This window comes from Verrucomicrobiota bacterium (assembly GCA_027622555.1).
In the GTDB taxonomy this organism is placed as follows: Bacteria; Verrucomicrobiota; Verrucomicrobiia; order Opitutales; family UBA2995; genus UBA2995.
Window position 1 is genome coordinate 1 of record JAQBYJ010000128.1, and the last position, 14192, is coordinate 14192.

Sequence of the window (14192 nt, forward strand, 5' to 3'; positions counted from 1 at the left end):
ATTTCATATATAACCTTCTTATTGTATATAAGCAACTGACTGTCAATGAGTTAATTTATCAAAGTGCCCCTATGACTTTTGGTCATGTTCGAAACAGCGGTTCATCCATAGGAATATTAAGATCTTGATCGTTGATTGTATTATAGAGCCAGTACTTCTCATTACCCTTCGGATATAATTCAAGTATCCTTGATACTAGGAGCCGAGGGTGCCAAAAAGATAGGACATTTTCAAAGAAATTATTGAGGGAAGCCGAATTCCCTGCTGCTTTACTTTGTGACGATGTTCTTACGGATCCGTCACCATCTTAGTTCTATCAATTTATGCATCAAATTTCAAAGTCACAGGCCCGAAGATTGGCGGTTTCCGCTTCTTTGGGAACCGGTCAGAGTGAGAGAGGCAGGTCTGCCACTCTTAATGCTGTAAAGCATTTGGGCTATTTGCAGATTGATACGATTTCTGTCATTGAAAGAGCCCACCACCATATTCTCTCGTCCCGGCAAAAGGATTATAAACCAGCGTATTTAAATGACCTTTTTGCAAAGGACAAAAAGGTATTCGAGCATTGGGCACATGCCGTGGCTTACATGCCAATAGAGGACTATCGGTTTTTTCTTCCCAAGATGGATGCGTTCAAACGACCACCAAGCGGGAAGTGGCAAAAGGAAAGGTACGCTTCCGCCAAACCGTTGTTTAATCAAATCCTCAAACGTATATTAAAAGAGGGTCCGTTGGCATCGAAAGATTTTGAGCATGTTAAAAACAAAGATCCCGGAGTATGGTCGAGTGGGAAACCTGCGAAGGCAGCACTCGATTATCTTTATTTGAGAGGTGATCTCATGGTGACGGCCCGGCGGAATTTCCAACGGATTTATGACCTGAAGGAACGAGTGCTCCCTGCGGGATTGGATATCAGGAAACCTGACGATGAAGCATGTGCGGCTTATCAAATCAAACGTGCTCTAACCGCATCAGGAATTGCCCGGGAAACTGAAATCAGCCGATACATTCAAGCCTGCGATCGTAAGGTCTTAAAAACCGTTTTGCAGGATCAGGTGGAACGTGGAGAGCTGATCGAAGTCACTGTTAAAGGAATTGAAGGAGAAGTCTATTATGCGTTCGCTGAAACTCTGGAGTCTTTGAAAAAACGAAGATCTTCGAGTCGGGTCATTCGAATCCTGTCGCCATTTGACAATCTTGCCATTCAACGGGACCGCATGAGTCTGTTGTTTGACTTTGATTATACAATTGAGTGTTATGTCCCGGGGCCGAAACGTATATACGGTTACTTTGTTTGTCCGATTCTTTGGGGAGATGAGCTGGTGGCACGGATTGATATGAAGGCTGACCGGAAAACGAAAACGTTGATTGTGAAAAACCTTCATTACGAAAACGGGTTGAAGGATAAAAAACGATTCGATGCCACCTTGACCGAAGCCCTGAATGTTTTTGCTGAATTTAATGGCTGCGAACCGAGCAATACCGATAATGGATTTATCAACAATGAATAGAACTTCTCTTATTCAGGTCATTTTCATTTTTGGGATATGCATCCATGGATTGACGATTTCCATGGCGCAGGAGCTTTTCGAAATTCGGGGTAGAGCCGTTGATTCTGATAGTGGTGAGATTCTTCCGGTTCGCTTATATATGGAATCGGAGGCTGGTGATTTTTTTCACGCGGACAGTAGCTCCCCGGATGGGAAGGCGATTCCTTATTCAAAGATCCGTAATAGCGGAAGTGTTGAAGTTCACACCACTTTATCCGCTCACCCGTTTGTGGCAAAACTTCCGGTTGGTGAATACACCGTATCTGCGGAACGAGGGAAAGAGTATCTGACAGCATCCAAGCAAATAGTAGTTTCAGGAGATGAGGAACCTGAAGAAATAACTCTTTCTCTCAAGCGCTGGATCAATATGGCTGAACGAGGTTGGTATAGCGGTGAAACCCATGTTCATCGAACGGTTGAGGAATTGCCCACTCTCATGTTGGCGGAGGATTTGAATGTGGCATTTCCTCTCACGGCCTGGGTAACCGATACTCAGGCTACTCCAAATCTGAATAGCAAGAATCCCGATCCGGTGCCACCGGCGAAGTTAATTGAGGTCGATAGTACTCACGTCATATGGCCAGTGAATACGGAGTATGAGATTTTCACGGTCAATGGGAACCGACATGTTTTAGGCGCCGTATTTATTTTGAATCACAAAGAAGCTTTGGAGTTGGCGGCTCCACCCGTTGGCCCCATTGCGGATGAGGCTCGAAGGCAGGGAGGAATTCTTGAGCTGGATAAACATAATTGGCCGTGGTCTATGATGCTGGTGCCAGTGATGGATGTTGGGTTATACGAATTGACCAACAACCACATCTGGCGAACCCAGTTTCAGTTTAAAACCTGGTATTCCGAGAATGTCGGGGAATATATGAAAATTGAAATGGAGGATGGTGGGTTCACCGAACGCGGCTGGATCGATTTCGGGTTTAAAAATTACTACGCTTTATTGAATTGTGGATTCGATTTGAAACCGACTGCTGGAACGGCGTCTGGAGTACATCCCGTTCCTCTAGGGTTCGGGCGAGTCTATGTGAAAGTTGACGGTGTCTTCAGCTATAAAAAGTGGTTGGATGGTTTGCTGGGCGGAAGAAGTTTTGTTACGACAGGGCCGATGCTGGAAGTGGAATACAAGCGCGAGGGGGATATAATCATCGCATCCGTTAACTATGAATTTGATCATACCCCTGACGGATCTCCAATAGAACTAATTGTTAATGGTCGTCCAAGAGTCTCCACAACTCCCCAAGGACATATTGAGCACAGTCGGAAGTTTGAGTTTCAAATGAATTTCGAACTGGAGCAATCATCCTGGATGGCCGTGCGCGTAATTGAAACGAAGCGTTCAAGGTTTGCTCATTCAGCTCCCGTATTTTTCGATGTGCCAGGTAAGCCGTTAAAGCCCAGGCCTGAAGAAGTCGCCTACCTAATCAAACGGGTTGAGGACGAAATACTCCGCCATCAAGGAGTGCTCGGAGAGCGTGCCCTCTCTGAATACCACCAAGCACTCGAGTATTATCGTGGATTGCTTGACTAATCTCGCCACCTACGGTGAGCCCACAGGTATTGGGTGGGGTCTTTTCGAATGGTTGTCTCGAGGTGTTGGTTCAGCTGTTCGAGAATCGATCGAACCTCCTCGTCCTTATTTCCGCTCAGGGTTTTCTGAATCAGGTGAGAGGTCGTAACTTCAAATTGCATGGGGCCTGTGCGGATACACTCCACGTAACAAATAGGCGTGCGTGTTACCAGGTGTAGCATTGGAATCGTTTTATAAGTCGCCGCGGGATGCCCAAAGAAATCGATCATCATACCGTAACTGCCGGCGTGTTGATCAAACAGAAGAGCGAGGATCTGTTTTTCATTCAGAACCTCCATCAGGCGCCCCGAGTTACTGTCGTATTTTGGAATAGGTCGAAATCGGGCGCGAGCCTTGCGACTTTGGACAAGTTTCTCGATCCACGGATTATTCATGTTTCGGGCGATACCCGCTATCGGTTTGTAACGTGAAAGGAGGTGACCCGCAATTTCCCAATTTCCAAAATGACCTGCGGCCATAAGTAAACCCTGGTTGGGGTCTTTGAGAACCTCCAAAACATCGGGCTTGATATCGAGCTTTACATGGTCTCGCCATTTTTCGCCTTCAAGAAATTTGTCAGACCTAAGTGATTCGAAAACCAACATGGAGAATACCTGAATGGAACGCTTGGCGATAGCTCTTGCGCGTTTGGGATCGGTTTCAACACCGCTCCTCAAAATATTATCCCGGGCCACCCGACGTCTCCTGAAATCCACCCACCACCAAAGGTTGGCTGCTCCTTTTGAGATCAGGCAGTTTAAACGATAGGGGAGGTGATCAAAGAAAAAGAGTAACACCCTGGCCAGGGCGAACTCGATTATATGAAGAAGCGCCTTCAAGCTCCCTTGTTGATCAGCAGGGTCGTTATGTCACCCACAGTGCGAAAGTCTACGAGCTCTTCTTGTTCGATAGAGATCCCTGTTTCCTGTTCGATATCGTAGAACATGTCCAGGATCGTAAGAGAATCTAAACCTATTTCCTGCACTTTTGTGCTGGTACTGAAATTACTCAGGTCGATCGGATCGGTTGCGCATCCTTCAATGATGATTTTCAACTTAGCAATGAGTTCTTCTTCTTTTGATGTATCGTTCATAAAATAGTTTTAGTTAGGTGGTCCAAGGATTAAAACTCCATTTCCTCCTCCGAATCCGAAACTGTTTTTCATAACGGGTCCCTGCTTAATGGATACAGGGTCTGGGCCGATCAGGTTTACATTACATACAGGATCGGGGTTTTCTAAATTTAAATTCCCTGGCACTGTGCGATGCTTCAATGAAAGGAGGCTTGTGATCGATTCGAGGGCTCCGGACGCGCCCAAGCTGTGGCCAAAATAACTTTTATTCGCTGACACCGGAACATGGTCCACCGCCTCGCCCAGAACTGTGCGTATGGACTCACTTTCGCAACTATCGTTTCCCTTTGTCGCCGTTCCGTGACTGTTAATAAAGCTCAATTCTTCAGGCCTAATGCCAGCGTCATTCAATGCCATCCTCATGGCCTTCACCTGGCCATCGGCATCGGGGCTTGTGATATGTTTGGCGTCGGAAGATTCACCATATCCGAGGATTTCGCCTAGAATGGTCGCGCCTCGTGCTAGCGCTTTTTCATGCGATTCGAAAATGAGGACACCGGCGCCTTCACCGAGAACCGTGCCATCCCTGTCTTCCGCAAATGGACGGCATGCTTTCAACGGGTCTTCAATTTTTGAAAGCGCGGGAATATTATTCCAGATTCCGAAGTAAAACGGATTGAAAAAGGCATCTGCTCCACCGGTTAATACCGTGTCAACGTAACCGTCACGAATCATCCGAAATGCCATTCCCATAGCATTGGACGCCGAAGTACAGGCCGATACCACCATGTAGTTGGTCCCGGTCAGTTTGAACTGAAGCGACAGCGCGGCTGATATGGCGTTGTGCATACACCGAGGCACCGTGGTGGGTCGTGCACCTTTGGGACCTTTTTCTTCAAATAGTTTGAAGGCGTTGTACAGGCTGTGGTCGACTCCGGCACCGGTTCCAAACACCACAGATATGTCCTGACTCTCGAGTTCGGCTTCACTGTCGTACAACCCTGCTTGGCTGAGCGCGTCTCTAGCCGCCACGATACTCTGGTCGAGTGTGCGGTCTACAGGGCGGCGTTTGAGGAGTTTGAGTTGTTCTTCAACCACTCCCTCTTGAACTTCTGCACCGATCTTTACTTTACATTCGGTAGTATCAATAGAGGTCAATGTCCCTATCCCGGTTTTTCCAGCAATCAGGTTTTGCCACACCGTATCCTGGTCCAATCCCAATGAAGAAACGATTCCCATACCGGTAATGACGACGCGTTTACGGGCTGAAGAACTGGAAGGCTGGCTAGGATGGCTCATCGGTGTTCAGGAAAAATCGAATAAACGCGGAAATAGAAGGGAGATATTTATAAAAGCACAAGGTTCTTTAGGCGGCTATTGGAAGTACGAGTGTAATTATAAGTGCGGAGAGTATCTGACTCTCTTTCGGGCGGGTAAGTTGTGAAAATTTCCTTGCAACCGAACCAGGGCAAGAGCGTCCTCGCAGTGCCGTGTATTTCCTGAACGTTCGGCGGCAGTTCCGAGGAGTGCAACGACGACATGACCGGATGCGAAGCAGACCGGACCACGGGGACGCTCTTGCCCTGGTTGTCAGTTTGGAAGCCGGAAATTGTTACAATAGTGGTATCTGTCCCCGTATTAATAATTGAACCCATGAAGTGCCTTTTATAACTAAATCACTGAGAATCGCATGAGATACTCATAAATAGGGATGCAATCAACCAGCAGAGGTCGAAATGCTTCGGGGAACGGCTCCGTTTTTGGTTTATACGGCTGAAACCCGGAGGATCGATGAATGTTGTGATACCAATGCGGAGCCCAGATGCCTTCAAAGTCCTTGGGACCTTTTTCCCAGGACAGCATTGCTGGGTCGAAGGTTAATCCCAGAGAATCACATAATAGGCGGAGCGCTTTCTCGGGATCTTCCAGAAGATTCTTCGAATCCAGCACGAGCGGCGATTCTCCGTACGAAATTAGTTCTTCGCAGATGCTTTTCAGCTGCGGATAGCCGGTATCCACGATACCAAAATCTGGAATCGTCTTCGAATAAGAGAGCAACATGTCCCTCGGATCTCTAGTTAGAATGATGTTCTTTAGTTGTTTTAAAAAACTCCTATCCAGATCAACCAAGTGATGAGCCATGTTCTTAATAAAACGAACGGGTTCAACTGATTCTCCCAGAATGATTTCTTCTACAACCTGGCGACCATCGTTATTCTGAGACCTCAAAATATCTTCCGCTCCCGGGTGGAATTGGTGTGCATTCGTATGGGATAAATAGTGAGCATAGAGTGGCTCATCAAAGACAATGGTGTCTTCGCGTTGAGCGAATGCATACATGATCGCCGTCGATACATTGCGTGGTCCCGACCAAAGTGAAACACGTACTGTAGAATCGCTCGTCATCCTTTCACCGATTGGATGTATTGCCGGATAGATTCCTGGTACAATTGCATAAGCGTTTGGGTCAGTGAACCCGGGATCGATGTTGATTCAATTGTCTGTCCGTCCACTTCAGCAACTGGTGTCAATCCGCCGAAAGTTCCCGTAACAAATACCTCATCTGCGCTATACACATCCATCAGGGAAAAGTTTTTCTCGTGAACTGTGATGCCGTTCTTACGACAAACCTCGATCACTTTGGCCCGGGTGATTCCATTCATGCAATAATTGCCGGTTGAAGTCCACACCTCGTCGTTGCGGACTATAAAAAAGTTGGTCGCATTGCAGGTGGATACAAATCCATGAATGTCGAGCATCAGAGCTTCATCAGCACCGGCGTTGAGTGCCTGACTGAGCGCGATCACCTCATGCAGCTTGCTATGACAATTCAGACGGGGATCAAGATAATCGGGTGAACCGCGGCGGATTGCCGAAGTAAATAAACGAACCCCATGCTTCCGCACTTCCGGATTAGCCGTTTTGAACTCAGGAATTATTACGATATTGGGTGGGGTGATGGTTAATCTTGGGTCTTGAGAGGGTGTCTTCTTGTTGCCACGAGTTACCATCAGCCGCACATGGACTCCGTCTTCCATGGCGTTTGCATTCACGGTTTCGTGCAGCATCCTGGTCAGATCTTCACGTGATTTACCGATATCCATAAAAATCATGCGCGCGCCTTCAAAGAGGCGGTTCAGATGATCGTCCAGAAATACGAATACACCCTCATGTAATCTTAAACCTTCCCAAATGCCATCGCCCACTAAATACCCGCTATCAAATACGGAAATCCTGGCTTCATTTCTTGGAAACAGCTCGCCATTGATATTGATCAGAATGTGCTCATTTCGGGAGTCAGCCAAACTATCGTGTGTACCTCGATTCATGGATTGAGGTTAGGGATTCTTCAAAGGAAAGCGCAATCTATAAGAATTACCACCATTGCTAACTTTTTCCAGATCGGTGAAGCAGGCATCTATAATCTTCATAAATCTCGCAGGTTTGATCCTTGTGTTAGAACAAGTTGGATTTAGAAATGTCTGTTTTCACCGATACCCATGAAATCATTTAGTACCCTAATAGTTACTTTTTCCCTAATGTTTTGCCAGTCAGTGAACGGTGTAGAACGACCCAATATCCTCTGGTTGAGCGCAGAGGATATTAATGCTCACTTTGGCTGTTATGGGGACCCCCACGCGATAACACCTTTCCTCGATAAACTTTCTACGGAAGGTATGCGCTACACACATGCTTTTACAACCGCTGGAGTCTGTGCCCCGTGTCGAAGTGGGATAATCACCGGTATGTATCAAACCTCTATTGGTACACAACACATGCGTGGCCATTCGCAGATGCCTGAGGAAATTAAACCCTTTCCTACCTACTTGCGTCAGGCCGGCTATTACTGCACGAATAACAGCAAAGAAGATTACCAGTTTGTGACTCCAAAAGGGAGTTGGGACGAATCCAGTGGCAAAGGTCATTGGCGTAATCGAAAAGATAAGAATCAACCATTCTTTTCTGTCTTTAACTTCACTGGTTGTCACGAGAGTGGTATTGCCGGGACAAAAAAATATTTGGAAGTAACCAAGAATCTGAGCCCTGATCAACGCCAGGACCCGAATGCTTTGACCACTTTTCCACCTTACTACCCGGATACTCCGCTTGCCCGCGAAGATTGGAAGCGAAATTACGAGCTGATCACAGCCATGGATGCTTGGGCAGGAGATCTTATTCAGCAATTGAAGGACGACGGACTTTACGAAAAAACCATTATTTTTTACTGGTCCGATCATGGGGTTGGCCTCCCCCGTGCGAAACGCTGGTTATATGATTCGGGTACGCATATCCCGTTAATTATTCGGATCCCGGAACAATACCGGGTAGACGGGCAGGGGATTCCATCAACTGTGACCGATCGCCTGGTGAGCTCTATTGATTTCGGGGCTACTGTTTTGAATTTGGCCGGGGTGAAACTACCCGGGTATATGCAAGGGAAAGCATTTCTAGGGAACCAGTTGGAGCCTGCGCGGGATTATGTTTACGGGGCAAGGGACAGGATGGATGAACGGTACGACATTATCCGTATGGCGCGTGACCATCGCTATAAATACATTCGTAACTACGAGCCATTGAAAACCTTTTATCAATATATGAATACTCCGGAGCAAGGTGCTACTATGAAAGAGCTCCGCGATGGCCACAACGCGGGAACTTTGAGAGCAGCTGCTGATTACTTTTTCTCACCAACCAAACCGGTCGAAGAACTCTATGATACGAAAGTCGATCCACATGAGTTGAACAACCTCGCGGACAATCCAGCTTATGAGGCAACGCTCAAGCGACTTCGCAAAGCACACCTTGAATGGGTGAAAGAAACACGGGACACCGGATTGCTGGCAGAACCCATCCTTGTCGAACGTGAGAAGTTGGTAGGCCATCGTTACGGCATTCTTCGTCAAACAGCGGACGCTACTTTGTCCGACCGCGTAGCTGATGTAGCTTCTGCTGCTTCCGGGGGGATGGATTCATTGCCTGATTTAAAGGCTGCAATGCGGGATCAGGACGCTGCCGTGCGTTATTGGGGTGCTGTAGGAATCGGCAATATTGGACTTCCCGCCCGTGAGGCAACTTCCTTGATGAAGGAGGGACTAAAAGATGATTCTGCGGTTGTTCGCATCGCATCTGCCAGAGCATTAGGAAGGTTGGGGCACTCTGAACTTGCTCTGCCGATTTTAGTAAAAGAATTGGATGTCGGAGAACAATGGGAGCGACTACACGCTGCGATTGTTTTGGACGAGATGGACGAGCTCGCTTTGTCCGCTTCCGAAGCCATGCATGCCGCACTGATTCCCAGAAAAGAATTGTATGCCAATGGGAAATACGTGGTTCGGGTCATTAATCGGGCCTTGAATCAGCTGGAGGGAACGAGTCGTCAGGTAGATTAATACGGCTGCAATTTGATTTTATATGCGTTTAATATTCTTTATTTTTCTCGGAAGTATTTCTGCGGCCACAGCTGTGACTCTTTATGAGTCGGAGCCTATTAATTATTTTAAATCCGAAGCGGTGGATTCAGTCGCCAACTTTTTTTCAGATGGCGGGGTTGATTGGGAGCGGCGGGGATACTCAGGCTATTTGAACGATTTGCTTGCGACCTTTGATATTCCCAAAGAATCGCAGGTGCTGGTTTATTCTAAAACCAGTTTACAGGTAAGCCACATTCGGCCTGAGAATCCGCGGGCGATTTATTTCAACAAAGACATTTATGTCGGTTGGGTCCCGGGCGCTGAAAAGCTGGAAATCATCGCCTCCAGTCCTACTACTGCCAACAACTTCTATACTATTTCCAATTATACTGATCGCCCCGAATTGAAGCGTGAGAATCACGATTGCCTGAGTTGTCATGGCGGATCTTTCACCCGGGACATTCCTTCGCCTTTGGTCCGCTCGGTGTTTCCCGATAATACGGGGCAGCCAATTTTTAAAGCGGGAACTATGGTTGTGGATCAAACAACGCCATTTAACAACCGGAGAGGAGGGTGGTTTGTCACCGGAGGTCCAAATTCACATCATGGCAACAAAGTGTTTACAGAGACAGATCGAGGCGTGGATTCTGGCCGTCTATTCGATATGGCTAATATCCGGGATAATGGATATTTAATGGAAGGAAGCGACACCGTGGCACTGCTGATTTTGGAACACCAGTCAGAGCTACATCGTCTACTTGCTCATCTGGCAATACAGACCAAGACTGCTCTCTATTCTCAAAAAAAGTTTGACGAATTGTTAGGCCGCACAGAGCGACTTTCCGAATCTACGAAACGACAAATCAAGTCGGTAGCTGATAAGCTATTGAAATATATGTTCTTTAAGGATGAAGCCGAGATCAGTGGTATAGAGCTTGAGGATTCACCTTACGCTGAATACTTCAAAGGCAATGGCCCCAAGGACAGCCGTGGGCGCTCCTTGTATGATTTGAAGATGAATGGCCGCATGTTTACTTACCCTTTCAGTTACATGGTCTATTCAGACGCCTTTAAGAATCTTCCCGATGAAGCCATGGAATATATAAAACAGGAACTGGGTAATATCCTGGATCCAGACAACGAATACGAAAGCTTCGAGCACCTTTCCAAACGCGACAAAATCGCAATTAAGCAAATTCTTAAAGAGACAACAGATTTGTTATAGTGGAAGTTTTTAGACTTTTTCAACCGCCTCCAAGCATCGGAGTATCTGAGTTTTGAAACTGTGCGCCACGGGTTCTTTTAATCCAATTATTCTGTATATATTCGGAGAATGTAGGAGCGGCTTTAGCCGCGAACAACCGAGCAAAAGAATCGCAGCTAAAGCAGCTCCTACACCCTAGTGGAACAACCAGTAAGTTGTTTCCATTCAGGGCTGCTGTGTTCTTAGGAGAGACGGCACCCTCGGCGAGGCCGCCCTACCGCATACGTGCGGCATTGTGTCAAAGGTAGGGACCGTTCGCCGTAGCGGTCCGAACCAGAATTATCCGGAAAAAACTTATTTGAAAGTACCCTAGTCGTACCTATAAAGAGGTTGCGCTCGATCAGGTAATTTCTGCGTTTTTCAAACTTTCCATTCAGTTACCGATCCCGATGCAAGGAGGGTGTTGAAATCGCGGAGATCGCCAGCCACTTCGACAAGCTCAAGGAATACAAGCTGGCTCCTACATTTTGATACGCGAAAGTAGCTGTAGGAGTGACCTTGGTCGCGAATCGAATACCAACGATGTCTGCTGGATTCTTGCGAGCAAAAGAGAAAAGAGCTTGTTCTTGTATTTCAGATACCCAGGTGCTTGCGTCGGGGAGTTTCATCTGCCCTAGTTATAGATCGACTTTTCCCCTACCAACTAACTCCCGACTTTTCGTCGTATTCTTGTTTTAAGGTTTCGTATTCCCGCTGGTTCATCAGCTTTCCTTCAGGATAAAAGCCAGCCTTGAAGGCTGCAATGATGTCCTCTTGTTTGCGGCTGGTAGGATATTCGTTTTTGTAGGTCTGAGACTGGGGAATTTTCCAACGCCTTTTCTTAAACTGATTATTGGGCGTACTTACCTCAAGATCGACATGGACTTTCCAGGCCTTGGTCTCGCCGTAACGATTGTTTTTAGGTGTGACCGTCGGTTCTTCGGGAAGCGAGTAAAGCATTTCCTCTTCGATGGCGTGTATATAAATATTCAATGCAGTTTTTCTAAAAATTAACCGGTGGAATTCTCGGGGAAGAGAACTTGTTCTTAGACTTCGTTTTTCGAAACAATTGCCCGGTCCAGATTCAAGGGAATGAGCTCTGGTGGCTTACTTCCGAAACACGAATGAGGTTTATATGATTAAGTTAGATGCTTATTGAAAAACGCCAAGGTGCGCTCCCAAGCCAGCTCTGCGTTTACCTTATCATACCGTCCGGTAGAATCATTGTGAAACCCATGATTCGCACCCGGATAGACATAGGCTGTGTAATCGTTTCCGTTGGCTTTCAAATCTGCCTCGTATTCCGACCACGTTCCGTTTACCCGATTGTCTAATTCCCCAAATTGTAACAGGAGCGCGCATTTGATATTCTTCCGAATCTCTTTGACCGCCGGAGTGCCGTAGAAAGGGACGCCAGCATTCATTTTATCGGACAGCTCTGCCGCAAGCATATTAACTATATAGCCCCCAAAGCAGAATCCAACTGCGCCTAACTTTCCGGTGCTCGATTCGTGGGATTTGATAAAGTTAGCTGCTGCAATAAAGTCCTGTTCCAATTTTTCCTTATCCATGGAAGCCTGCATGCTTCGGCCTTCATCATCATTTCCCGGATAGCCTCCAAGAGGATGAAGCGCATCGGGTGCAAAAGCAATAAACCCTGCTTTGGCAACGCGCCTTGCAACGTCCTCTACGTATGGGTTTAAACCACGGTTTTCATGAACCACCAGTACAACGGGGGCCTTGCCGCTTAATGCCGCCGGTGTAACCAGGTAGCCTCGTCCTTCCTTATGGCCTTTGGGCGAAGGGAAAGTAGTATATCGAGCCTTGATCGCTTCATCAGTAAAAGAGACCTGTTCTGCGGATGCGTAGTCCGGCATAAGGGCTGGTAAAAGCATAGCCATGGTAAATCCTGATGCTGCCAAAGTAGACAATCGTGCCATAAACGTCCTCCGGTCGATAAAACCATGGGCATACTCATCATACCAATCGAAGGCCTCCTGGGGAATGGGGCGAATTTCAGTTTCAGTTATGGGTTCTAAATTGGACATAGTGTTCTCTCTGTTTAGGGTTGTTTTCGAAGATTGAAGAATGAACGGGTTAACCAGTTCTAATAGTAAGTCGAAGTGTTAGAAATTTTTCTCCTCATTGCAATCCGGCTATTTAAAAATTTCTCCTTCTGGCACGCAGCTTGAAAATCTATTCGGCGCCTCGTACTTTAAGCTTGGCACGACCCATTTGCAGAAGCCGCGGTTCATGATATGGAGAGGGGATACCCAGTCCCACGGAGAAGTGGTCCTCCTCTCGGGCATCCCCTTAACAGCTCGGTTGTAATTAACCAACTGCTGTACGATGAATCAGACTTAAGCTTCTTTCGCGATGAGCTTGAAATTTTGGTTGGAGGTCCCTTTTGTCTTTCGAAGTCGGTCTTTCGACGCCACTAACTTATGGATGACGCTCTGAAACTATTTAAAGAACCTAAACGTGTGGTAGGTTTTTTGGTGACGCTCGGTTTGGCCTGTTTGTTTTTCTATCTTCTTCCCCAACGGTCATTTGAAGGTCAGGATTTGAACGGTCATTGGTACAGTGTGCTTCCTCCTGTCATGGCCGTCGCCTTTGCTTTATTCTTCAGGAATCTGGTGGTGGCTCTTCTGGCCGCTTTTTTGACGGGTACCTTTCTTACCTACGGCTGGAACCCCATTGTGGCACTGCCTCAGGCGATCGATACCTTCCTGCTGGAGAATTTGAGGAATGCATTCAATGTTTTCATCTTTGTGTTTCTTTTCGCCCTGGTAGGGATGATCCATGTGACCTACCGGAGTGGCGGTATTCACGGGATGGCAGAAAAGTTGATGGTAATTGCTCGCGGCAGACGCAGCACCAAGTTGGCTACTTTTTTTGCAGGGATGGTGGTATTTTTTGACGACTATTCGAATACGGTTGTGGTGGGTTCCACCATGCGGAAGCTCACGGATAAATGGAACATTTCCAGGGAAAAACTAGCCTACATCGTTGATTCAACTACGGCCCCGATAGCCGGTTTGGCCATGCTCTCAACCTGGATCGCCTTTGAGGTGTATTTGTTTTCGCAAATGTCCCAATCGATCGGAATTGAAGAAGGAGGTTATGCCATCTTTATAAAAAGTGTACCTTTCCGGTTTTATTGCTGGGGGACTTTAATTTTTCTATTTGTCTGTGCGATCTCGGACCGGGATTACGGTCCCATGTACCATGCTGAAAAACGGGCGGCTGAAACCGGGCAAGTACTTCGCGAGGGAGCTACCCTGATTGTTAAAGAAAAAAATGAAATCCTCGAGCCCGAGGAGGGTCAGCGACGATT

General features: G+C 47.0%; 13 protein-coding genes. 5 read left to right on the plus strand and 8 right to left on the minus strand.

What is annotated here, in order from left to right:
* The first annotated feature begins 323 nt into the window (after nt 1-323).
* Both O3C43_21635 and O3C43_21640 read left to right on the plus strand, forming a co-directional pair.
* Nucleotides 324-1511, plus strand: coding sequence for a winged helix DNA-binding domain-containing protein (locus O3C43_21635; protein MDA1069096.1), 1188 nt, complete (start codon nt 324-326; stop codon nt 1509-1511).
* On the plus strand, nt 1504-3090 hold the full coding sequence (locus tag O3C43_21640) for a CehA/McbA family metallohydrolase (GenBank protein ID MDA1069097.1): 1587 nt from the start codon (nt 1504-1506) through the stop codon (nt 3088-3090). The genes O3C43_21635 and O3C43_21640 overlap by 8 nt, the downstream gene beginning before the upstream one ends.
* Here the strand turns inward: O3C43_21640 and O3C43_21645 are convergent.
* The 5 genes from O3C43_21645 to O3C43_21665 all read right to left on the minus strand — a co-directional run bounded on the left by O3C43_21645 (nt 3087) and on the right by O3C43_21665 (nt 7530).
* Nucleotides 3087-3968, minus strand: coding sequence for a lysophospholipid acyltransferase family protein (locus O3C43_21645; protein ID MDA1069098.1), 882 nt, complete (start codon nt 3966-3968; stop codon nt 3087-3089). The two genes, O3C43_21640 and O3C43_21645, sit on opposite strands and share 4 nt — an antisense overlap.
* A complete protein-coding gene (locus O3C43_21650) occupies nt 3965-4222 on the minus strand; it encodes an acyl carrier protein (protein MDA1069099.1) in 258 nt (85 codons plus the stop codon). The genes O3C43_21645 and O3C43_21650 overlap by 4 nt, the downstream gene beginning before the upstream one ends.
* Before the next feature lie 9 nt (nt 4223-4231).
* Complete coding sequence (locus O3C43_21655; protein ID MDA1069100.1) at nt 4232-5500, minus strand: beta-ketoacyl-[acyl-carrier-protein] synthase family protein; 1269 nt, start codon at nt 5498-5500, stop codon at nt 4232-4234.
* 372 nt (nt 5501-5872) lie between these two features.
* A complete protein-coding gene (locus O3C43_21660; protein MDA1069101.1) occupies nt 5873-6607 on the minus strand; it encodes a sulfotransferase family protein in 735 nt (244 codons plus the stop codon).
* Nucleotides 6604-7530 carry an aminotransferase class IV gene (locus O3C43_21665; GenBank protein ID MDA1069102.1) on the minus strand — a complete coding sequence of 309 codons (927 nt, stop codon included), beginning with the start codon at nt 7528-7530 and terminating at the stop codon, nt 6604-6606. The genes O3C43_21660 and O3C43_21665 overlap by 4 nt, the downstream gene beginning before the upstream one ends.
* 171 nt (nt 7531-7701) lie before the next feature.
* On the opposite strand from O3C43_21665, the gene O3C43_21670 reads away from it, so the two are divergent.
* Together O3C43_21670 and O3C43_21675 are read left to right on the plus strand one after the other, a co-directional pair.
* Entirely contained in the window at nt 7702-9591 is a 1890-nt protein-coding gene (locus O3C43_21670; protein ID MDA1069103.1) for a sulfatase-like hydrolase/transferase, read from the plus strand.
* A 22-nt stretch (nt 9592-9613) separates the two neighbouring features.
* Entirely contained in the window at nt 9614-10837 is a 1224-nt protein-coding gene (locus tag O3C43_21675; protein MDA1069104.1) for a hypothetical protein, read from the plus strand.
* A gap of 416 nt (nt 10838-11253) precedes the next feature.
* On the opposite strand, the gene O3C43_21680 is transcribed toward O3C43_21675, so the two are convergent.
* The 3 genes from O3C43_21680 to O3C43_21690 form a co-directional block, all read right to left on the minus strand.
* Nucleotides 11254-11484 carry a hypothetical protein gene (locus O3C43_21680; GenBank protein MDA1069105.1) on the minus strand — a complete coding sequence of 77 codons (231 nt, stop codon included), beginning with the start codon at nt 11482-11484 and terminating at the stop codon, nt 11254-11256.
* 28 nt (nt 11485-11512) lie between these two features.
* Nucleotides 11513-11848, minus strand: coding sequence for a hypothetical protein (locus tag O3C43_21685; GenBank protein MDA1069106.1), 336 nt, complete (start codon nt 11846-11848; stop codon nt 11513-11515).
* A gap of 146 nt (nt 11849-11994) precedes the next feature.
* Nucleotides 11995-12903: a dienelactone hydrolase family protein gene (locus O3C43_21690; protein MDA1069107.1), complete on the minus strand. Its 909-nt coding sequence runs from the start codon at nt 12901-12903 to the stop codon at nt 11995-11997.
* 396 nt (nt 12904-13299) lie between these two features.
* On the opposite strand from O3C43_21690, the gene O3C43_21695 reads away from it, so the two are divergent.
* Nucleotides 13300-14192 (plus strand): hypothetical protein (locus tag O3C43_21695; GenBank protein MDA1069108.1); only part of this gene is annotated, 893 nt, incomplete at its 3' end.

Excerpts from the sequence above, each read along its gene's own strand:
- O3C43_21650 (MDA1069099.1), bottom strand. The coding sequence starts at position 4,222 with ATGAACGATACATCAAAAGAAGAAGAACTCATTGCTAAGTTGAAAATC.
- O3C43_21680 (MDA1069105.1), bottom strand. The coding sequence starts at position 11,484 with ATGAAACTCCCCGACGCAAGCACCTGGGTATCTGAAATACAAGAACAA.
- O3C43_21655 (MDA1069100.1), bottom strand. The coding sequence starts at position 5,500 with ATGAGCCATCCTAGCCAGCCTTCCAGTTCTTCAGCCCGTAAACGCGTC.
- O3C43_21665 (MDA1069102.1), bottom strand. The coding sequence starts at position 7,530 with ATGAATCGAGGTACACACGATAGTTTGGCTGACTCCCGAAATGAGCAC.
- O3C43_21690 (MDA1069107.1), bottom strand. The coding sequence starts at position 12,903 with ATGTCCAATTTAGAACCCATAACTGAAACTGAAATTCGCCCCATTCCC.
- O3C43_21675 (MDA1069104.1), top strand. The coding sequence starts at position 9,614 with ATGCGTTTAATATTCTTTATTTTTCTCGGAAGTATTTCTGCGGCCACA.
- O3C43_21635 (MDA1069096.1), top strand. The coding sequence starts at position 324 with ATGCATCAAATTTCAAAGTCACAGGCCCGAAGATTGGCGGTTTCCGCT.
- O3C43_21640 (MDA1069097.1), top strand. The coding sequence starts at position 1,504 with ATGAATAGAACTTCTCTTATTCAGGTCATTTTCATTTTTGGGATATGC.
- O3C43_21660 (MDA1069101.1), bottom strand. The coding sequence starts at position 6,607 with ATGACGAGCGATTCTACAGTACGTGTTTCACTTTGGTCGGGACCACGC.
- O3C43_21670 (MDA1069103.1), top strand. The coding sequence starts at position 7,702 with ATGAAATCATTTAGTACCCTAATAGTTACTTTTTCCCTAATGTTTTGC.